Raw genomic sequence first — 19,599 nt, 5'->3', positions numbered from 1 at the left:
TCCTTGCTGATGATGCAGATGATGTTGGTCTGACGACCGTCAATGATGATGTTATCCGGATGGAAGCGTTCATCGCCGTTGTCATAGTGACGGTTTGGGCCCAAGACGCTCATAGAATTTATGTGCATCCAATCGCCGCCTGAAGCTGTCATATTCGGGTTGCGGGCAATGCAGTTTTTGGCCTCTTCAGAAAAGCCCATTTCGCGGAAGTGCTCGTTGCAGTTCCAGCGCCAAAGAATCTCGCCCGCATCGTTGATTTCAATAATCGTGTCATCGCACAAGGGCAGAGCGGAGATTCTCGGGTTGGTTACCGTTTGGTGGCAAAGAATTAATTTATTCCCGCCGCGGGTCTTGGCCTCCATGCCGGGCACGTAGTAGCCCACCGTGTTGCCTTCAAATTGGTAATCGTGGTGCTGGCGGGCCATCCACTGGGGCTCGTAACCCGGGTCTTCAATGTATTCCATCTTGTCAAATTTCCAGACAATGTTGCCGTCAAAATCAACTTGTACCAAGTCAGTTTGATCCTGCCAGCCGAACTCACTGTTGCGTTCGCCTAGGCTGCCGACTACTTCACCGCCGGGGAGCAACTTGTTCGGAAAACCTTGAAGGTCTTCCCAAAAATTGACGACCCCGCCATTCATATCAATTAATGTAGCACCGTGTTCACATGCCTGAAAGAGAGTATAGCCGTTAAAGGCTTTATCAGGATTGTAGACGGTTGTGCCGGTTGGATGTACTGTTGGATTGCCCATAGTAGGAGCTCCTTTCAAATAAAAAATATCGAAATAGTAGAACAATTAACTTTGATAATATTGTAACCATAAACAGAATTAATGGAAAATACAAGTTGTAGATAGGGGGTATAGCCCTGACTTATGGCCTTGCAAATGGACAATGACTTGCCCCCTTTTCTCTTTTCAGTAGATTATGCTATACTGACCGATGAATGGAGGAATTGGACATTATGAGGATAGAAACCGGTACGGCATTGGATTTCAGTGCGGTGCATTATTTTACATTTGACGACTTGTCGATCATCTTGGACGTCAACAGCGGGTCGGTGCATGTTGCCGATGAGGATACGCTGAAATTTTTGGACTTAGTGAAGGCCCATGGCTGGGAGACGGCTCAGACGATGATGGCGGAAGCGGTCGGCCCAGAGGATGCGGCGGAGATTGCTGACGGCCTTGCAGAATTGATTGAGGCCGGGCTGCTTTTTTCACCGGCGGACTTTTCCGATTACAAGCCCCATACCGAGCCGATCGTCAAGGCCATGTGCCTGCACATGGCGCATGACTGTAATTTGCGCTGTCGCTACTGTTTTGCGGACACCGGTGCCTACGGCGGTCCGCGCGGGCTGATGAGCCTGGAAACGGCCAAGGCGGCGCTGGATTTCTTAATGAAGGCTTCCCGCCACCGCACCCATGTGGAGGTGGACTTCTTCGGCGGCGAGCCCTTGCTGAATTTTAAGGTCTGCAAGGAAGCGGCCCGCTATGGGCGGGCGCTGGCGGAGAAAAACGGTAAGGTCCTGAAGCTTACCTTAACAACCAACGGTGTCTTGATGACGGACGAGGTCATCCGCTGGGCAAAGGACAACCAGATTGACTTGGTGCTTTCTTTAGACGGACGGCAAAAGGTCCATGACTACATGCGGCCCTTTGTGGGCGGCGGCCCCTCCTATGACCGGGTAATCCCCCGTTACCAGGCCTTTATTGACCAGGCCGATGAGGATCAATGGTATTACATGCGGGGCACCTACACGCATTTTAATACGGACTTTGCCAAAGACGTGATTCACATGGCCGATGATCTGGGCTTTGACCGCCTGTCCATGGAGCCCGTGGTGGCGCCGGCGGAAGCGCCCTATGCGCTGACCGAAGCCGATAAGCCGGCGCTCATGGCGAGCTATGATGAACTGACCCGGCATTATCTGGCGGCGCGAGAAAAGGGCAAGGGGTATGACTTTTATCATTTCAATGTAGATTTTGACGGCGGCCCCTGCCTGCCCAAGCGCTTGGTCGGTTGCGGCAGCGGGCATGACTACCTGGCCGTGAGCCCGGAGGGAGACCTCTACCCCTGCCACCAATTTGTTGGCGATGAAGCCTATAAAATGGGGACCGTCCGTGACGGCATTGTGCATCCGGAAATTGCAGAGGACTTTCAAAAAGCCACCGTCCTCACCAAACCGGTGTGCATGACCTGCTGGGCGCGCTTTAACTGCTCCGGCGGCTGCCATGCCAATAATATTCGCTACGGCGGTGGTCTACATGAACCGTACAGCTTCGGCTGCGATTTGCAGCGCAAGCGAATCGAGTGTGCCCTCTACCTGGAAGCCAAGCGGCTATTGGCTGAGGAAGAGACGGCGGAGTAGACGAGGCTGTCCCAGTGGAGGCCACCGGGAAGAGGCTTGTAAACAACCGGATAAGGCGCCTATCAAGCATTCCTGTTTCGACAGGGATGCTTTTTTATTTCCCTCAAAAAAGTCTGAAAACGGCTGGTCTTGTATTGAAAGGTGGCCCCCTTGACTGTATAATAAGTGCGACCTAATGGTGTTGTGATGAGGGGAGGGCTGTTGTATGACAGAAAAGCTATTGCGGACGCCGCTTTATGAGAAACACCTGGCCTTGGAAGCTAAGATGGTTCCTTTTGCCGGCTATGACATGCCGGTTCAATACCCGACGGGGATTAAAAGGGAACACCTGGCGGTGCGTGACCAGGTGGGTTTATTTGATGTGAGCCACATGGGCGAGATTTTTATTGAAGGGCCTAGGGCCCTGGCCCACCTTAACCGTTTTTGCAGCAATCGGTTTGACAGCATGACGGACGGTCGCTGCCGGTATACGGTGATTATGAATGAAAAGGGTGGCATCTTAGATGACTTGCTGGTCTACCGTTGTGCAGAAGACCGCTATCTTTTGGTGGTGAATGCGGCCAACCGGGGCAAGGTCTACGATTACCTCTTGCCACTGATGGAAGACGGCGCCAGCTTGACGGATGCATCGGACTTATGGGGCCAGGTGGCCTTGCAAGGGCCTAAGGCGGAAGTGGTTTTGCGCCGCCTGACAGACCGGTTGCCGGAAAAATTTTACACCTTTTTAGAGGAGGTGTCGGTGGCCGGGGTGCCTTGCCTGATTTCCCGGACCGGCTATACCGGTGAGGACGGGTTTGAGATTTATGCGCCTGCCGAGGGCATTGCGTCCGTGTGGGATGCGCTTTTAGCAGCCGGTGCAGAGGATGGCATCCTGCCCTGCGGCTTGGGGGCGCGCGATACGCTTCGCTTGGAAGCGGCCCTGCCCTTGTACGGCAATGAAATGGATGAAAGCGTTGACCCGCTGACGGCAGGTCTGGGCTTTGCGGTTAAGTTGGATAAAGATGATTTTATCGGGAAAGCGGCGCTTTTGGCCCTGCCGGAAGACCACCCGGTGCGGGTTGGTTTAAAGGTTGTCGGCCGGGGCATTGCCCGTCAAGAGGCCGTGGTTTGCCATGAGGGCGAGAAAGTGGGCCGGGTCACTTCCGGCACCCAGTTGCCCTACCTGAAAGGGGCCTACGCCATGGCCTATGTGCCGCCGGACTTGGCGGCGGAAGGCACGTCCTTGGACGTCTTGATTCGGGAAAAGCCGGTGGCCGCTGAAGTGGTGGCCCTGCCTTTTTACAAACGGCAATAAGGCTCAGGTGCCGACCACCACAAATAAATAGGGCCAACCAGGCTTCCCGGCATAAGAGCTGCCTGGCCCTTTAGACGTGAAAAATGAATAAGAACTTAGACCAGAGGAGCGCAAATATGAAAGGACTTATTGCCTACTCATCCCGGACCGGGAATACCCAAAAATTAGCCCAACGCTTGGCCGATGGTCTGGCGAACATCGGCCAATGGACCCTGGCGGATATCCAACAAGGCATATCCCCTGAAGGCTATGACTGCGTTTTGGCCGGCGGCTGGATTGATCGGGCCTGGCCGGATAAGGCGTCTCGTCAGTGGATGGAGGCCATTCCGGCAGCGATGCCCTGTGGGCTTTTTGTCACCATGGGCGCCGACCCGTCAAGTGAGCATGGCCGGAAGGTGATGGCTAACTTGGAAAAAATTTTGGCGCGGCATGAAAGGGCTTTGGGCATGGCGGTTTTGCCGGGCCTTGTCGATGAAAAACTGTTGGCGCGCGTGCGTCAGATGCCTGCCCAGGCCTTGGGCGATGAGGGCGAAAGCGTAAAACAGCAGATGGTCGAAGCCGGCGAGCAATCCCGGATGCCCACGGAGGCCGAATACCAGGCAGCTGTGAGAACTTTTCGTCAGGCGATTACCGATGCTTGTATTGATAAAGGAGAGTAAAGATGAGTGAGATGAAATTTGCAAAAAGCCACGAATGGGTACAATTCGCTGATGATGACACGGCGTTCATCGGCATTACAGATTATGCCCAAAGAGAACTGGGCGATATTGTTTTTGTCAACCTGCCGGAAGTCGGCGATGTTTTTGATGAAGGGGAAGTTTTTGCAGATGTGGAGAGCGTTAAAGCCGTGTCTGACTTATACTTGCCGGTATCCGGCACTGTGGCGGAAGTCAATGAAGCCCTGCTGGATGCCCCGGAACTGATCAATGAAGACTGCTATGAGGCCTGGCTGGTGAAACTTTCTGAAGTGAGCGCCGGCGATGAATTATTGACGGAGGACGAGTACAACGCCTTTATCGAAGCCGGTGGTGAATAAACGTGGGCAGCTACATTCCTGTCAACGAGGCCGATCGTCGTGAGATGTTGGCGGCCATCGGGGTTGAAGAACCGGCGGATTTATATGCAGATATTCCTGCGGCAGTGCGCCTCCGGGGCGGACTGGACCTACCGACCGGTTTGCCGGAACAGGCGGTCCGCCGCCAAATGACGCACCTGGCCCGGCGCAATCGGCCCTATGAAACGGTCTTGCGCGGCGCCGGCAGCTACCGGCACTATATTCCTGCAGCGGTCAGTCAAATTGCTGCTAAGGAAAATTTCTTGACCTGTTACACGCCCTACCAGGCGGAAATTTCCCAAGGTGTCCTCCAGGGCATTTTTGAATTTCAAACCATGATTGCCGACCTGACCACCATGGATGCGGCCAATGCTTCGGTTTATGACGGGGCTACGGCAGCCGGTGAAGCCATGGCCATGAGCCGCGACCGGAAAAAGACCAAGGTCTTGTGCGCCGGCACGGTCAACCCCATGACCGCTCAAGTCATGGCCACTTATGCCGGTGGTGCGAATGCGCCCTTTGACATGGTCCCGGAAGCAGATGGCCGGATTGATATGGCCGCTTTACAAGCTGCCCTGAAAGATCCGGAGGTCTGTGCCCTGTACGTGGAGAGCCCCAATTACTACGGCCTGATTGAAAATATGTCGGCCGTATCCGAGGCCGTCCATGCCGCCGGCGCCCGCCTTATTTTTGGCGCCAACCCCCTGGCCTTGGCCATCTATGAAAGTCCGGCCGCCTTCGGTGCGGACATTGTCGTCGGCGATGGCCAGCCCTTGGGCCTTTCCATGCACTACGGCGGACCGTCCGTGGGCTTTATGGCCACGACGAAGAAATTGATGCGCCGCTTGCCCGGGCGGATTGTCGGTGAGACCGTTGACGCTGAGGGCAACCGTGCCTACGTTTTGACCCTGCAAGCCCGGGAGCAGCACATCCGTCGGGAAAAAGCATCCTCCAATATTTGCTCCAACCAGGCCCTGTGTGCCTTAACCACGGCGATTTATATGAGTCTTATGGGCCCGGATGGGCTGCGTGATGTGGCCCTCCAGTCCCGGGCTAAGGCCCATTACTTTGCCGACCAGTTGGCCGGCCTTGGCTACCGTCGTCTGCACGACGGCCCCTTTTTCCACGAATTTGTCACCACAACGCCGCTGCCCTGTGACCGGGTGGCAGAAATCCTGGCTGCGGAGGGCATCCTCAGCGGTCTGCCCTTGGCGGAGGACCGGATGCTGTGGTGCGTAACAGAAGCGGTGCGGAAAGAAGAGCTGGATTTGGCCATTGATCGGTTAAAGGAGGCGGCTCAATGAAACTGATATTTGAACGGAGTCTTCCCGGCACAAGCCAGCCGGTCTTGGCCCCCTGTGACGTTCCTGAAGTGGCTATGGATGCGCCGGCGCGCGCCGAAACCCTGCACCTGCCGGAAGTAACGGAAGGGGAACTGTCGCGCCATTACAGCGCCTTGGAAGACCAGGCCTTCGGTGTGAACCGCGGTTTCTTTCCGCTGGGCTCTTGCACCATGAAATACAACCCGAAGCTGCACGAAGCCGTCGCCGCCTTGCCGGGCTTCTCAGACCTGCACCCGCTGACGCCGGTGGAGGACGTGCAGGGAACGCTGGCTGCCTTATCCCTGGCAGAGCGTCACCTTTGCGCCGTGACCGGCATGGACCGGATGACCTTCCAGCCGGCCGCCGGCGCCCAAGGCGAATGGACCGGCCTTCTCTTGATCAAAAAATACCACGAAAAACGTGGCGATACCGGCCGCAATAAAATTATCGTCCCTGAAACGGCCCACGGCACCAATCCGGCCAGCGCGGTCATGGCCGGTATGGAAGTCATCTCCGTCGGGACCAAGGCCGATGGGGACGTGGACTTGGACGACCTGAAAAAAGTTCTCGGCCCGGATACGGCCGGCCTGATGCTGACCAACCCGTCCACCTTGGGCCTTTTTGAACGGGACATTTTGGACATCACCGAAGCGGTCCACGCCGCCGGCGGCCTTGTCTACTATGACGGGGCCAACTTAAACGCCATTATGGGCGCCGTTCGCCCGGGTGATATGGGCTTTGACTGCGTCCACCTGAACCTACACAAGACCTTCTCCACCCCCCACGGTGGCGGTGGCCCCGGCAGTGGTGCCGTCGGCTGTAAGGCCTTCTTGGCAGACTACCTGCCGGCACCGGTTTTGGCCGAAAAAGACGGACACTATTACTGGGATGAAGACCGTCCGGACAGCATCGGCCGGGTCAAACAATTTTACGGTCATACCGCAGTCGTCTTGCGCGCCCTGGCCTATGTCCTGACCCTGGGTGGCGATGGCTTGCAAGCCGCCAGCGAGCAAGCCGTCATCAATGCCAATTACCTGCGCGTCCTCTTGAAAGATACCTACCCGGCCGCCTTTGACCGCCTTTGCATGCACGAATACGTGGCCGGCATGGCTGCCCTGAAAGAAGAAACCGGCGTTCGCGCCCTGGATTTGGCCAAGGGCATGTTGGAAGACGGCATCCATCCGCCGACCATCTACTTCCCCTTAAACGTTCCGGAAGCGCTCATGTTCGAACCGACGGAAACGGAAAGCAAGGCCACCTTAGACGCGGCAGCCGAAGCCTTCCGGGCCTTGATTCAGAAAGCCCATGACACCCCGGAGGTCCTGCACGAGATGCCCCGCCATACCCCCATCCGCCGCGTTGACGAAGTAACCGCCGCCCGCCATCCGGTGGTGCGCTACACCTTCGCCACAAAAGCGGAGGATTGATTTGGCGGCCTGACCCAAATACCATAAAAGTCCCCCTAAACTTAGACGGAAAGATCTATCTAAGTTGAGGGGGACTTTTCTCTGGCGTCGCACTTGCTGGCCCAAGCATTTTTCGCCTGTTAGAGCCAGCCGTAATGGGTCAGGGCCTGGACGATGCCGCCCTGGGCGGCGTCTGCGGTGATGTAGTCGGCCTGGCGTTTTAATTCATCCCGGGCGTTGCCCATGGCGATGGAGGTCCAGCGGGGGTCAAACATATGAAGGTCGTTGAGGCCGTCGCCGAAGACGACAACGTCTGCCAGGTTGCCGTTCAGGCGGCGCATCATATCGGTAATGCCGCGGCCTTTTTCCATGGGCTCAATGAGGAGAAAGCGTTTGGCGTAAGGGACGACGGGCAGGCCCTCTGTGTTGACGGGAAAGGGGGCGGTGTTGGGATCGTGGTGGACAAAAATTTTATAAAAGACCTCGGCCCGGTCGATGGCGGCAGGGCTGACCTGGTGGTTTTTGAAATAATGGTCGCCAAAGCGGTCAAAATGCGGGTCGGTGGTCCAGCGGTCTAAGCGGTTGGCGCTGACGGCCGCCCAGGGGATGCCGAGGGTTTGCAGGTCGTGGAGGAAGGCTTTACATCGGGCTGTCGGAAGCCCGTCCAGCCGCTCCAGGACGCCGTTGACGGTTAAGCCGTTGCCGCCGTCTGAGACCATGTGGCGGATGCCCAAGGGCTCGGCGGTCTGCCAGGCGTCAATTTGTAGCCGGCCGGTGGCCAGGATCACTTCATGACCACGGTCTCGCAAGGCATCTAAGGCGTGGCGGGTCTCGGGCGGGACGATTTTATCAATGCCCGGTGCCAGGGTGCCGTCTAAATCAAAAAAGAAATATTTTTTCGTCATGTTCGCTCCTTGGGTTCAGGGGTTTAAAAATAAACAAAAAGGGCTATTATATCAATATCAAGTTAAAATAATGGCGAAGCTTTTACAAATATGGGGAGGATGGATGCTATGTTGACGTTAAAGGGCGGGGCGCCGTTTCAGCTGGCCAAAGCGGTTTCCCAGCGGGCCCAGCAGGTGACCAGCCGTCAGCTGTCTGCTGAGGACAGTCCGGAAATTACCCTTTATGCCTTTGATGGCGGTGAAGGGGTGAGCGATGCCCATTATGCCGGGGAAACCTTGTATTTCGGTTTGGCCGGGGCGCCGGTGATTCGCCTGGGGGCCTCGGAAGATGTTCTGGACCCGGGCGATGCCTTTGTCGTACCGAGGGATGCCAAGCACTCTCTTGGGTCGGATGCGCCCTTTCAGTTGTTGCAGGTGACCTTGACGGCGGGCGATGACCACAGCCAAACCCGGCACCTGATCAAGGGTCATGCGGTCAACCTGGCAGAGGCCATGGACTGGGCTGAGGGTGAGGTTACCAGCATGACCATTTGCCAATGCCCGGAGATCAGTCTGACGACCTTCGCTCTGGCGGAAGGGACCCGCATTGGCGCGCATAAGAGCAGTGGCGACGCCCTGGTGATGGTCCTGGAAGGGACGGCGGAAATCACCGTCGGCGAAGAGACCTACCAGGTCAAGGCCGGCGAAAGTTTGGTCATGCCGGCAGAAATCCCTCACGCTTTAAAAGCGTCAGAGGCCTTTAAGATGTTTCTCCTGGTCGCTTTTTAAGAGCTGGTTTGGGCATAAGCGCTGCTGTGGCGGCGCTTTTTTTGTGCCCTTTTTTAGAAGGGGCAGCTTGGGGCAAAAAGAGAGATCCTTTACCGCGGGTAAAGGACCTCATAGGCTGTGGTCGTTGGATAAGACGAGCACAATTCGCCCGGCATCTAAGTCTGCCTGGTAGGGGAGGAGCATGGATTTATGTGCCTCACACAAACCGCCGACATAAGCCTGGCTATAAGTCCGAAGGGGAAAAACGGTTTCCAGCAAACTTTTTTGGCGAACGACCTGCCGACGGTCAAGGTCATCGGCCTGGTCATCGGTCACCGGCAAGGCGGCTGTAATCAGCACCAACTGATCTTTGCGCCAGCCGCTTCCAATGAGCTGTAAAACGGCCTTGTAGGTTTCGGAAATATCATCGTAAACGCCGTGTACGCGCGCTGCCATATCTTGCGCCTCCTTTCGCTCATCTGGGCCCTAGTTGATGGATTCGCTTATTACATACCGCAGCGCAAAAGGGTTTAAACGCTCACGCCGGCTGCTTTAGACCAATTTGCCCAACAAGGGCTCAAAGGGGACCCCTTCGCGGCGGGGGACCTCCTGGTTCATGCCTAAGGCGATGGCTTCGGCCACAAACCGGTCGGCGCGCATCAAGGCCTCATCAAAGGCCAAACCGCTTAAGAGGCCCCCTAGGAGAACGGAGGCAAAGAGGTCGCCGGTGCCACAATAATGGGCGGGAATCCGCTTTTGACGGTGGAGGAAGAAGCGGTCCTGGGCCAGGTCATAGGCGCAGCTGGCAATTTCGTCATCGGTCGGGGTGAAGGAGGTGACCACAATGCGTTTCGGGCCCTGGTCGGCCAAGGTTAAGACGGCCTCTTTTAAGGCAGCTTCGGTCAGATCATCGCCCAGGGGGCGGCCGGTGAGGGCGCAGAGCTCGGTGACGTTTGGCGTGACAATGTCCGCTTGCCGGATAAGGTTTTTCATGGCCTCAATCATTTCAGGGCCGAAATCCGGGTATAAGCTGCCATTGTCGCCCAAGACCGGGTCAACCAAGACGGTACCGCCGGGACGCAAGAGACGTTTGATGCCGAACTCGACGTGGGCCACCTGGAGGGGGTCGGCCAGGTAGCCGCTGTAGAGGGCCTCCACCTGGAGGCCTTCCCGTTCCCAATGGCGCAAGGCAGCGTGCAAAAAGTGGGTCAAGCCGGTGACGGCGTAGTTCTCATAGCCGTCGGTCTGGCTGGATAGGACTGAGGTTGGCGCGGCAATCACTTGATGGCCGCAGGCGGATATGACCGGCAGGGCACAGGCCAGTGATGAATGGCCCAAGCCGCATAAATCATGGAAAGCAAGAACGCGTTTCATAGCTCCTCCTTACAATAGCTTGTACAAATAGCTGACAGGGTTAACAGGTCTAGCTCTATAGTAAAAAAAGATTGGCCTGTCTGCAAGGGTATAAAAAATCCCCGCCGAAGCGGGGACAAGACCCTAGTTTTCTTGCTGTTTGCGTTTTTCGTAGGCCAGCTTGCTGACTTTTGCCGCCACTTCAACCCGGTGTTCCTCTTCATGATCGGATTCTTTTGCTCGCGTGATGCATTCCGGATCAAAGTGGTGAATCAATTCGTTGTTGGTCGGTGACGCAAAAGTGCTGTCATCTTTGAATTTTTGCAGGGCGCGTCGGGCAACGTTCAAAGCGGCAAGGGTGCCCGGGCCGCCTAAGCAGCCGCCTTCACAGGCCATGCCTTCAAGAAGCATGCCGTTTTTCTTGCCCGCCTTGGCCAGCTTCATCAGCTTAACGCAATTGTCCAACCCTTCGGCGCCTTCATAATTCACCTCGACCTCAGGCCATTTTTCGGCGATGAGCTCGGCCACAGCAGTGGCCACGCCGCCGCCGCTGGCATAACCACGCGCCGTCTTAGACGCTTGTTGAATAGTCTCTCTAGGTTCCAATTCTTGCATGGCCTCGAAGGTAAAGCCTTTGGCACTCAAGATGCCACCCAGCTCTTCAAAGGTGATGACAAAGTCAACGTAATTTTTGACGTAATGGCGCAGGGCTTCCAGTTTTTTAGAGATACAGGGCCCAATAAAGGTGACCTTTGCATCGGGATTTTTCTGCTTAATGTAGTAGGCCGTTTCAATCATGGGCGTAGCCGTTTCCGAGACGTAAGGCGCAATGTCCGGGAATATCTTTTGAATCATCAGGGACCAGGAATTGCAGCAGGAGGTGCCCATAAAGGGGCGGGTGTCCGGAACCAGGTGGACAAATTCTTCCGCCTCCTGCAGGGTGGTCAGGTCGGCGCCCAGGCCGACTTCCATGACCTCCGTAAAGCCGATTTGATAAATGGCTTCAAAAATTTGCTCCGGACTGACCTTGTTGCCGAACTGCCCCACAAAGGAAGGGGCCACAATGGCCACATGGTGGTCACCGGCTTTAATGGAACGAATCAGCTGGTAAATTTGCGATTTATCGCTGATGGCGCCAAAGGGACATTCGGTGATGCAACGGCCGCAGGAAACACATTTGTTGTGGTCGATCTCCGCCCGGCCCAAGTCGTCGCTGCCGATGGCCTTGACGCCACAGTTGGCGGCACAGGGGCGGTCGTATTTAATGATGGCGTTGTAGGGGCAGTAGTCCGCACACCGGCCACAGCGAATGCAGAGGACCTCATTGATGGTGGCGCCGTCCTTTGAATTCCAATCAATGGCATCCTTAGGGCAGACATTCTTACAGGGGTGGCCGATGCAGGCCCGGCAATTGTTGGTCACTGAAACGGTCTTGGTGGGGCAGGCCTGGCAGGCAAAGGGAATCACATTGACCAATGGCGGCTCATAGACCCGGTGGGCTGCGTCAATCAGGTCGATGTCATCGTCCAACGGGCCGAGGTTGCCGGCATCCCGTACAGACAAGCCCAATCCCAGACGGAGGCGTTCACCGGCAATGGCGCGTTCGCGAAAAATATCCGTACCGTACAGCGGGCTTTCGCCGGGGAGAATGTTAAAGACGGCCTGACGCAGGTCGTGCAAATCGCCATCCTCATAGGCCAAACGGGCGATTTCACGGAAAATGTCACGGCGCATGGCGATGACGTCAGAATATACTTGTTTCATGGGTAAGCCTCATCCTTTCCTTCTTTCCGGGGCTTGACAATCTCCTCACATACCAAAACTTTTAAGATATCATTGCTTATCACAAGTGTAACATACGGGTCCTGTAAAATGAACTCTAATATGAGAAATATTTATAGAAAATAAAAGGAGTTATTATGAGAGAGCGAAGTGTTGCCCCTAAGGACAGATGACCTGTGACAGGTGGAGGACTTGCAGTCCCTTGCCGGCCATTTTTCCCAGCTGCATTAAGCAGGAGGGGCATTCGGCCACAAGCACTTGGGCACCGGTGGCGCGGACATCGCTCTCTTTCAAAGCCAAAATTTTCTTGGCGACGGCCGGATGTTCCAGGGCGAAACTTCCTGACCCGCCGCAACAGCGGTCGGCGCGGTTCATTTCAATATAATCGCTGGCTTGGCGTAAGAGGGCGCGTGGCGCCTCGTGAACGCCCAGGCCGCGGTTTAAATGGCAGCTGTCGTGGTAGGTGACGCGGAGCTGCCGGTGGGGCGGCTGGTAGCCGGCGGCGTAGAGCAATTCAGATAGGCTCCAGATTTTTTTGGCCAAGGCGGTTGCGCGGAGGGCCCAGTCCTGGTCATCGGCTAAACGGTGGGGGTATTCGCGCAAACTGTTGGCACAGGAGCCACAATCGGTGACGATGGCGTCGTAGGGTTCTAACCTGGCGATGTTGTCTTTTGCCAGGCTGCGGGCCCTTTCGGCAAGGCCGTGGGCCAGCTGGGGCACGCCACAGCAATCCACCCTCGGGCGGTCGACCTGAAAACCGGCCGCCTGCAAGGTGCGCACACTCGCATCGGCTGCCTTGGGAAAGAAAAGGCCCATGGCGCAGCCGGTGAAATAGGCGATATTTTTCAGGCCCTCAGCTGACCGGGCCCCGGTTTCCGCTGGTAAGCTGGTGTGCAGGGCTGCCGGCCCTGGATGGCCGGTGCGGGGCGTGACCGGATCGGCCGGCAAAAGTCCACCGGTCAGCTTGGGAAAGGCCAGGGCTTGGGCAGCAGCGATGCCGGCACGCCCCAGATTGCGAAAGCCGGGGGAGGCCAGGCCGGCGCCGACGGCGCGGTGAAAAAGGGACAGACCGTATTTTTCCCCCAGCCGATGGCGCATGTCCACCATGGCATCGGCGGTCATAATGTGCGATGGACAGACCTCGCTGCAGGCGCCGCATAAGAGGCAATATTCCATAGCCTCCTGGAGGGCGGCACCGCCTTCCGGCAGGACACCGGTCAAGTAGGCCTTGGCCAAGGCCAGCTTCCCACGGGCTGTGGCGCGGTCCAGAGCATTGACCTCATATAAGGGGCAGACCAGGGTACAGGCGCCGCAGCGGTCGCATTGGTTGAGTAAGTTGAGCAAGTCATCGTTTTGAACGGATTCTTTCTTACAGTCAGTCATGTCCCCTCCTAAAATATTTTGCCCGGATTTAGAATGCCTTTCGGGTCCAGGGCCTGTTTAAGGGTCAGGGACGTATTGATGACGTCTTCAGATAAGGCCGTTTGGATCCAGGGCTTTTTGGAAATGCCGATGCCGTGCTCGCCGGATAGGGTGCCGCCGCAGGCCACAGCAGCACGGAAGGTTTCATCCAAGGCCTTATCCAGACGGGCTTTTTGCGCCGGGTCGGCCAGGTCCAGTAAGAAGGCCGGGTGCAGGTTGCCGTCACCGGCATGGCCGTAAACCGCCAAAAGTAAGTCGTGCCGCTGGGCAATGTCATTGAGGGTTTCCACCACCTCGGCTAATTTGGACCGGGGAACGGATATGTCCTCGCCCACCTTATCCGGGGCCAGGGCGGCCACCGCCGAGGATAATTTCCGGCGGACCTGCCACAAGGCGGCCGCTTCGTCCGGATCTGTCGTCGTTAGGAGGCGGACGGCGTCGTGGGCCTCAGCCAGGGATTGCAAGGCTTCCAGCTGGCGGCTAATGGCCTCCGGATCGTCTCCGTCAACATCAAACAAGACCAGGGCTTCCGTATTGTCCGGAGCGGAAAAGTCCAGGAACCGCTCTGCTGCTTGGATGGACACCGCATCCATGACCTCTGCTGCGGCTGGGACAACGCCCTTTGCTAAGGCGTCGGATACGGTCTCGCAAGCCGCTTGCATGCTGCTGAAGCAGGCCTGGGCCGTTCCCTTGCAGGCCGGAGCTGCAATAAGACGGAGGGTGGCTTGGGTGATGATGCCCAGGGTCCCTTCTGAGCCGATGAAGAGCCCGACCAAGTTATAGCCGGTCACGTTCTTTACCATTTTTCCGCCCACCCGGATCACCCTGCCGTCGGCCAAGACAACCTCCAGCGCCATGACATAGGCGGCCGTGCCCCCGTATTTGACGGCACAGATGCCACCGGCATTTTCGGCAATATTGCCGCCGATCGTTGAATAAGCATAACTGGACGGATCCGGCGGGTAAAAAAGGCCTTCTGCCTTGCAGGCGTCGGCCAAGGTCTTGGTGCGGACACCGGCCTGGACCGTCGCCATCAGGTTGGCGCGGTCAATTTCCAAAATGGCGTTCATTTCATCTAGCGATAGGACCACCCCTCCGGATACGGGAATGGCGCCGCCACTGCGACCGCTGCCGATGCCGCGGCAGGTCACCGGGATGTTGTGCCGGTGGCAGTAGGCCATGACCTGGGAGACCTCTTCTGTGCTATGGCACTTGCAAACCGCATCCGGCTGAAAAGCTTGACTAAGGGGTTCCGGTGAGCCGTCGTATGAATAGCCGAAGGTATCCACAGGCGCCTTTAAGACCCGATCTTTTCCTAAAATATCGGTTAAGGCTTGTAGGTGATGCGTGAATTTAGCCATATGATCCTCCTTGAAGATGCTTTCGGTATTTAAATACAGCTGTTGTTCTCTCATTATATAGCAGCGGGGCGGAGCCGTCATGGGCCGACGGAAGATCCAAGGAAAAAATTTTTTATAATCTTAAAATGACTGGAAACTTTGGCTTGACAGCTGGCAGCTGGCGCGCTAATATATGAATATGTGAACAGTTGTTCATACATTGGCGCGACCTTGTAAGGCATAAGGATGCGCAAGTGTTGAAAAGGAGGGCGCGTATGGACAAGGGACAGCCAGCTGCCGGGAAGGGCTGGGACCACCTGCCGGGAGACCAGGATTTGGCAGCACTGACAACGCTGTTTAAGGTCTTGGGGGACCCCACCCGGGTGCGGATTCTTTGGACCTTGGCCCAGGGCCAGTGCTGCGTGGTTCATATTGCCGAAGCGCTGGGCATGAGTCAATCGGCCATCAGCCACCAATTGCGGGTACTGAAAGGCGCCCGCCTGGTAAAAAGCACCCGTGACGGGCGCAACAGGGTCTATGCCTTAGACGACGACCATGTGGCGCAAATTTTTCGTCAGGGCCTGGCGCATATTATGGAGCGTTAAGACATCATTCATTAGAGGAGGTCATCATGCAGGAACATCACCATTCATGTGGTTGCAGCGCCCACGGGCCGCTTTGTGATCACACCCATTACAGCAAAGAGTCGACCGGTGCCGTCGAGGCATCGCCGACCCTCAACCACTCGACGGATCATTGCGAGGAACATACCGAAAAGGCGCCGCCGGATGAGGAGGCTGCCGGCGGCCCGGCCCGACTCAGGCTCACCCTGCCCAACTTAACCTGTGCCCATTGTGCCGCGAAAATTGAGCAGGCGGCCGGGGACCTGCCGGGCGTTCAGACCGCCTCGCTTAATTTTCTCAAACGGGAATTGCAGTTGTTGCATAGGGCGGATCCGGATGACCTCCTTGACGCGGTCAGCCGGCTGGCTGACCGGATTGAGCCGGGCACCATCGTTCAAGCGGTGACTGAGTCGGGGCAGGAGACGGTTTTCTCCTTGCCCAACCTGACCTGTGCCAATTGCGCGGCGAAAATTGAAGCGGAGGTGGCTAAGCTGCCTGAGGTCCAGGAGGCCAGCTTGAACCTGATGGACCAGCGGCTGCGCCTTTGCCACACCGGTGATCCGGCAGCCTTGCAGGCGCGGGTTCAAGACATTGCCGACCGCATTGAACCGGGCACAGTGGTCCAGCTGGCGACAGCCGATAAAGCCGTCATCCAGGCTCGGTTAATTGACGGCTTGCTGGCCCGGAAAAAAACACTGGCCATGCTGGCCGCGGCAGCGGTTCTTTTTATCGCAGGTTTTGCCTTGGGTGAAGACAGCCGGCCGGCTCTGTTGGCCTTTCTCATGGCCTTTGTGGTTGTTGGCGGGCCGGTGTTGGTCAATGCGGTAAAAGGCTTTGCCCGCAGGCAGTTTTTTAATGAAGAAGTCTTGATGGCCATTGCCGCCGTCGGTGCTTTCGGTATTGGGGCCTGGGAAGAGGCCGTGGCCGTCATGCTCTTTTATCAAACCGGCGAACTGGTGCAAGACTTGGCCGTGGATCGGTCGCGGCGCTCGATTAGCGGGCTTATGGACATTCGCCCGGACTTTGCCAACCTGATGGAAGACGGGGCCGTCCGGGAAGTGGCGCCGGAAAGCGTTGCCGTAGGCAGCCGCATCCTGGTCCGCCCCGGCGAACGGGTCCCCCTGGACGGGAAGGTGGTCACCGGGACGAGCCAGCTTGACACCTCGGCCTTGACCGGTGAAAGCATGCCCCGTGCGGTAGGCACCGGCGATGAGGTGCTCTCCGGCAGCATTAACTTGAGCGGGGTGCTGGAACTGGAAACCCTTACCGCCTTTGTGGATTCCACTGTTGCCAAAATTTTAGAACTGGTGGAGAACGCTTCCGACCGCAAAGCGCGTATGGAGCGGTTTATCACGCGCTTTGCTGCCGTGTATACGCCGACGGTTGTTGCCTGTGCGGTGGCCTTATGTCTGATTCCAACGGTTATTTTCGGCCCGGCAAGTTTTGAAACCTGGCTTTATCGGGCCCTGATCTTCCTTGTTTGTTCCTGCCCTTGCGCCCTGGTGATTTCCGTGCCCCTGACCTTTTTTGCCGGCATCGGTGGCGCGTCGCGATCAGCCATTTTGGTCAAAGGCGCCACCTACCTGGAAACCTTAGCAGAAGTGGATACGGTGGTTTTTGATAAAACCGGGACCTTAACGGAAGGGCACTTTGCGGTTGTGGCCGTTAAGCCGGCACCGGGCGTTGATGAAGAGGAGGTTTATCGCCTGGCCACTGCCTTGGAGGACCACTCTACCCATCCGATTGCCCAAGCCGTCAGCGCTGCTTTCGAAGGCGAACGGCCCCCGGTGACCGAGCTTCAAGAAGTGAGCGGTCGAGGCCTCACCGGTAAGATTGACGGGCGTTTGGCCTTGGTCGGCAATGCCCGCCTGCTGACGGAGGCAGGTATTGACGCACCGCCGGTGGATGGCCCGGCTTCGGTGGTTTATGTAGCTTACGATGGACGTTATCTGGGCCACATTGTGGTCAGCGATGACCCCAAGGAAAGCAGTCGCGGCGCCATTGCCCACTTAAAAAAGATGGGCATTGGCGAAACGGTGATGCTCACCGGCGATCGGCATGATGTCGCTGAATGGGTGGGGGCCGATCTGGGCATAGACCGCATTGAATCGGAACTCTTGCCCCAGGATAAGGTGACCGCCTTGGAACAATTGCAAGCGGAAGGACGCTGCGTTGCCTTTGTGGGCGATGGCTTAAACGATGCCCCCGTCCTGGCCTTGGCCAATGTGGGCATCGCCATGGGCGCCTTGGGCTCGGACGCCGCCATTGAAGCCGCCGATGTCGTCTTAATGACCGATGAACCGGCTAAAGTGGCAGAAGGGATTGCCCTTGCCCGGCGTACCCGACGCATCGTTTGGCAGAATGTGATTTTTGCCTTAGGGGTTAAGGCAGTGGTCATGCTGCTGGGTGCCTTGGGCTTTGCAACCATGTGGGCAGCCGTTTTTGCCGATGTGGGCGTCACCATCATCGCCATCTTAAACGCCATGCGCGCCATGTATGTAAGGCAGTCAAATATCCTTTAAAGAGGGCCCTTCAAAAAATGCGGCCCACAAAAGAAGTTATATTGGACGGCAGGTATGAACCTGCCGTCTTTTTTGTGCCTGCGGTTCAGCCTTGGGCGTCGGTAATCTTTGTGCTATACTGTTGCGGATGGTTATTGCAGAGGATTATCAGAAGGGGGTGGGAGCACATGGCTTCAGAAAAACAAGTCGCCTTTAAGGTGGCCCTTGAACGGACACTGCCGATTTTTGCCGGTTTTTTATTTTTGGGTATTGCCTACGGGATGATGATGACCGGCCTGGGCTTTGCCCCATGGATGCCAATTTTAATGGCGATTTTAATTGATGCCGGGAGTATGGAATTCTTGGTCGCCTCCATGTTGCTGTCAACCTTTAACCCGTTTAATGTGGCCTTGATGACCCTCATGGTCAACGGCCGCCATCTTTTTTATGGCATTTCCTTGGTGGGGCCCTACCGGCAGGTTGGCCCCAAGGCGGCCTATATGATTTATACGCTGAGCGATGAAGTCTATTCCCTGCTGGTCACTCTGCCTACGCCGAAGGGCGCCGCACCGGACTGGTATATGTTTTTTGTGAGCATGTTCATCCAGGGCTACTGGGTCTTTGGGACAGCTGCCGGGGCCTTGGCCGGCAGCCTGATTCATTTTGACTTGCCCGGCATAGAATACGTGATGACCGCCCTCTTTGTCGTCTTGTTCGTCAGCCAATGGCGGGAAGCCCGGTCGCTTGGCTGCTGGCGATTAACCCGCGGTCGTCGGGCTGCCGTCATTGGCTTCGGCGCCGCCCTTGTTGCCCGCCTGATTTTTGGCGCTGACAACTTTATGGTGCCGGCCATGGTGCTCATCCTGGTCGGCCTCTTGGGCCTGCGTCATTGGATTGAGAAAGGAGCGCGTGTCATTGAGTCCGAATAGTGTAATGCCCTTATGGCAAGGGCTTATCATCATCGCCATTGCCGGCGCCGTGACCCAGTTTACCCGTTGGCTTCCCTTTATTGCCCTGGCCCGGCGTCAATTGCCGGACCGGATTGTCTACCTGGGTGGCGTCCTGCCCTATGCTATGATGCCCCTCCTGGTGGTCTATTGCCTGCGCGCCGTTCCGGCTGAAACCGCTACCTTCCACGGCCTGCCTGAGCTCACCTGCGCCCTCCTCACAGCCCTTTTGCACTATCGCTGGGGCAATATGCTCATTTCCATTGCCGGCGGAACCCTCCTATATATGGGCCTGAGGCAGGTGCTCATCATAAAAGGAATCGCCTGACGCCTGTGATAAGGGCCCCTTTTGAAATGACGAAAAAAGGGAAAAAACTCTTGACAGGCATGCGTCGTTTTGATAATATAATTTTTGTGCCAAGACAAGGGTCTGGCCGATGGGGGTATAGCTCAGCTGGGAGAGCACCTGCCTTGCAAGCAGGGGGTCAAGAGTTCGAATCTCTTTATCTCCATGAACCGAGAGGTTCAAGTT

Annotated in this window: 18 protein-coding genes and 1 tRNA gene; 12 read left to right on the top strand and 7 right to left on the bottom strand. The window is 56.7% G+C overall.

What is annotated here, in order from left to right; genetic code table 11:
* Positions 1 to 752: aryl-sulfate sulfotransferase (locus tag BLQ16_RS09820; RefSeq protein ID WP_242868987.1), on the bottom strand; the 752-nt coding region annotated here is incomplete at its 3' end.
* A gap of 212 nt (positions 753 to 964) precedes the next feature.
* On the opposite strand from BLQ16_RS09820, the gene scfB reads away from it, so the two are divergent.
* From scfB to gcvPB, 6 genes are all read left to right on the top strand, one after another.
* The gene (gene scfB / locus BLQ16_RS08525) at positions 965 to 2,371 is read left to right on the top strand and encodes a thioether cross-link-forming SCIFF peptide maturase (protein ID WP_091792315.1); all 1,407 of its coding nucleotides are present in this window, start codon (positions 965 to 967) and stop codon (positions 2,369 to 2,371) included.
* A gap of 205 nt (positions 2,372 to 2,576) precedes the next feature.
* Positions 2,577 to 3,665, top strand: coding sequence for a glycine cleavage system aminomethyltransferase GcvT (gcvT, locus tag BLQ16_RS08520; protein WP_091792314.1), 1,089 nt, complete (start codon positions 2,577 to 2,579; stop codon positions 3,663 to 3,665).
* Positions 3,666 to 3,781: 116 nt separating this feature from the next.
* On the top strand, positions 3,782 to 4,324 hold the full coding sequence (locus tag BLQ16_RS08515; RefSeq protein WP_159428058.1) for a flavodoxin family protein: 543 nt from the start codon (positions 3,782 to 3,784) through the stop codon (positions 4,322 to 4,324).
* A gap of 2 nt (positions 4,325 to 4,326) precedes the next feature.
* Entirely contained in the window at positions 4,327 to 4,701 is a 375-nt protein-coding gene (gene gcvH, locus BLQ16_RS08510) for a glycine cleavage system protein GcvH (RefSeq protein WP_091792312.1), read from the top strand.
* 2 nt (positions 4,702 to 4,703) lie between these two features.
* On the top strand, positions 4,704 to 6,023 hold the full coding sequence (gcvPA, locus tag BLQ16_RS08505; protein WP_091792311.1) for an aminomethyl-transferring glycine dehydrogenase subunit GcvPA: 1,320 nt from the start codon (positions 4,704 to 4,706) through the stop codon (positions 6,021 to 6,023).
* Positions 6,020 to 7,468 (top strand): aminomethyl-transferring glycine dehydrogenase subunit GcvPB, encoded by a 1,449-nt coding sequence (gene gcvPB, locus BLQ16_RS08500; RefSeq protein ID WP_091792310.1) that lies wholly within the window; start codon positions 6,020 to 6,022, stop codon positions 7,466 to 7,468. Before gcvPA ends, gcvPB begins: the two co-directional genes overlap by 4 nt.
* Positions 7,469 to 7,587: 119 nt before the next feature.
* Here the strand turns inward: gcvPB and BLQ16_RS08495 are convergent, their stop codons facing one another.
* Positions 7,588 to 8,352: an HAD family hydrolase gene (locus tag BLQ16_RS08495; protein WP_091792309.1), complete on the bottom strand. Its 765-nt coding sequence runs from the start codon at positions 8,350 to 8,352 to the stop codon at positions 7,588 to 7,590.
* A gap of 108 nt (positions 8,353 to 8,460) precedes the next feature.
* Between BLQ16_RS08495 and BLQ16_RS09815 the strand changes: the two genes are divergently transcribed.
* A complete protein-coding gene (locus BLQ16_RS09815; RefSeq protein WP_242868986.1) occupies positions 8,461 to 9,120 on the top strand; it encodes a cupin domain-containing protein in 660 nt (219 codons plus the stop codon).
* A 108-nt stretch (positions 9,121 to 9,228) separates the two neighbouring features.
* Here the strand turns inward: BLQ16_RS09815 and BLQ16_RS08485 are convergent, their stop codons facing one another.
* From BLQ16_RS08485 to BLQ16_RS08465, 5 genes are all read right to left on the bottom strand, one after another.
* The gene (locus tag BLQ16_RS08485) at positions 9,229 to 9,555 is read right to left on the bottom strand and encodes a hypothetical protein (protein ID WP_091792308.1); all 327 of its coding nucleotides are present in this window, start codon (positions 9,553 to 9,555) and stop codon (positions 9,229 to 9,231) included.
* A gap of 96 nt (positions 9,556 to 9,651) precedes the next feature.
* Entirely contained in the window at positions 9,652 to 10,473 is an 822-nt protein-coding gene (locus BLQ16_RS08480) for a pyridoxamine kinase (RefSeq protein WP_091792307.1), read from the bottom strand.
* 123 nt (positions 10,474 to 10,596) lie between these two features.
* On the bottom strand, positions 10,597 to 12,216 hold the full coding sequence (locus BLQ16_RS08475; RefSeq protein ID WP_091792306.1) for a 4Fe-4S dicluster domain-containing protein: 1,620 nt from the start codon (positions 12,214 to 12,216) through the stop codon (positions 10,597 to 10,599).
* Between the two features lie 177 nt (positions 12,217 to 12,393).
* A complete protein-coding gene (locus tag BLQ16_RS08470; RefSeq protein ID WP_091792305.1) occupies positions 12,394 to 13,617 on the bottom strand; it encodes a (Fe-S)-binding protein in 1,224 nt (407 codons plus the stop codon).
* Between the two features lie 8 nt (positions 13,618 to 13,625).
* Entirely contained in the window at positions 13,626 to 15,017 is a 1,392-nt protein-coding gene (locus tag BLQ16_RS08465) for an FAD-binding oxidoreductase (RefSeq protein ID WP_091792304.1), read from the bottom strand.
* Positions 15,018 to 15,271: 254 nt separating this feature from the next.
* Here BLQ16_RS08465 and BLQ16_RS08460 point away from each other — a divergent pair, with 254 nt between their 5' ends.
* From BLQ16_RS08460 to BLQ16_RS08440, 5 genes are all read left to right on the top strand, one after another.
* The gene (locus BLQ16_RS08460; protein ID WP_091792303.1) at positions 15,272 to 15,601 is read left to right on the top strand and encodes an ArsR/SmtB family transcription factor; all 330 of its coding nucleotides are present in this window, start codon (positions 15,272 to 15,274) and stop codon (positions 15,599 to 15,601) included.
* 26 nt (positions 15,602 to 15,627) lie between these two features.
* Positions 15,628 to 18,141, top strand: coding sequence for a heavy metal translocating P-type ATPase (locus BLQ16_RS08455; protein WP_091792302.1), 2,514 nt, complete (start codon positions 15,628 to 15,630; stop codon positions 18,139 to 18,141).
* A gap of 167 nt (positions 18,142 to 18,308) precedes the next feature.
* Complete coding sequence (locus tag BLQ16_RS08450) at positions 18,309 to 19,049, top strand: AzlC family ABC transporter permease (RefSeq protein WP_091792301.1); 741 nt, start codon at positions 18,309 to 18,311, stop codon at positions 19,047 to 19,049.
* Entirely contained in the window at positions 19,036 to 19,395 is a 360-nt protein-coding gene (locus BLQ16_RS08445) for a branched-chain amino acid transporter permease (protein WP_242868985.1), read from the top strand. Before BLQ16_RS08450 ends, BLQ16_RS08445 begins: the two co-directional genes overlap by 14 nt.
* 111 nt (positions 19,396 to 19,506) lie before the next feature.
* Positions 19,507 to 19,579 (top strand) — tRNA-Ala (locus BLQ16_RS08440).
* The last annotated feature ends 20 nt before the right edge of the window (positions 19,580 to 19,599 follow it).

The sequence above is a fragment of the Peptococcus niger genome (genome assembly GCF_900101835.1).
GTDB lineage: Bacteria > Bacillota > Peptococcia > Peptococcales > Peptococcaceae > Peptococcus > Peptococcus niger.
This window is presented reverse-complemented; position numbering and strand designations above follow the sequence as displayed.

Coding starts and splice junctions, on each gene's coding strand:
- BLQ16_RS08485 (WP_091792308.1), bottom strand. CDS start 9,555: ATGGCAGCGCGCGTACACGGCGTTTACGATGATATTTCCGAAACCTAC.
- BLQ16_RS08515 (WP_159428058.1), top strand. CDS start 3,782: ATGAAAGGACTTATTGCCTACTCATCCCGGACCGGGAATACCCAAAAA.
- scfB (WP_091792315.1), top strand. CDS start 965: ATGAGGATAGAAACCGGTACGGCATTGGATTTCAGTGCGGTGCATTAT.
- gcvT (WP_091792314.1), top strand. CDS start 2,577: ATGACAGAAAAGCTATTGCGGACGCCGCTTTATGAGAAACACCTGGCC.
- gcvPB (WP_091792310.1), top strand. CDS start 6,020: ATGAAACTGATATTTGAACGGAGTCTTCCCGGCACAAGCCAGCCGGTC.
- BLQ16_RS08460 (WP_091792303.1), top strand. CDS start 15,272: ATGGACAAGGGACAGCCAGCTGCCGGGAAGGGCTGGGACCACCTGCCG.
- BLQ16_RS08450 (WP_091792301.1), top strand. CDS start 18,309: ATGGCTTCAGAAAAACAAGTCGCCTTTAAGGTGGCCCTTGAACGGACA.
- BLQ16_RS08465 (WP_091792304.1), bottom strand. CDS start 15,017: ATGGCTAAATTCACGCATCACCTACAAGCCTTAACCGATATTTTAGGA.
- BLQ16_RS08475 (WP_091792306.1), bottom strand. CDS start 12,216: ATGAAACAAGTATATTCTGACGTCATCGCCATGCGCCGTGACATTTTC.
- gcvH (WP_091792312.1), top strand. CDS start 4,327: ATGAGTGAGATGAAATTTGCAAAAAGCCACGAATGGGTACAATTCGCT.
- BLQ16_RS08470 (WP_091792305.1), bottom strand. CDS start 13,617: ATGACTGACTGTAAGAAAGAATCCGTTCAAAACGATGACTTGCTCAAC.
- BLQ16_RS08480 (WP_091792307.1), bottom strand. CDS start 10,473: ATGAAACGCGTTCTTGCTTTCCATGATTTATGCGGCTTGGGCCATTCA.
- BLQ16_RS08495 (WP_091792309.1), bottom strand. CDS start 8,352: ATGACGAAAAAATATTTCTTTTTTGATTTAGACGGCACCCTGGCACCG.
- BLQ16_RS08455 (WP_091792302.1), top strand. CDS start 15,628: ATGCAGGAACATCACCATTCATGTGGTTGCAGCGCCCACGGGCCGCTT.
- BLQ16_RS09815 (WP_242868986.1), top strand. CDS start 8,461: ATGTTGACGTTAAAGGGCGGGGCGCCGTTTCAGCTGGCCAAAGCGGTT.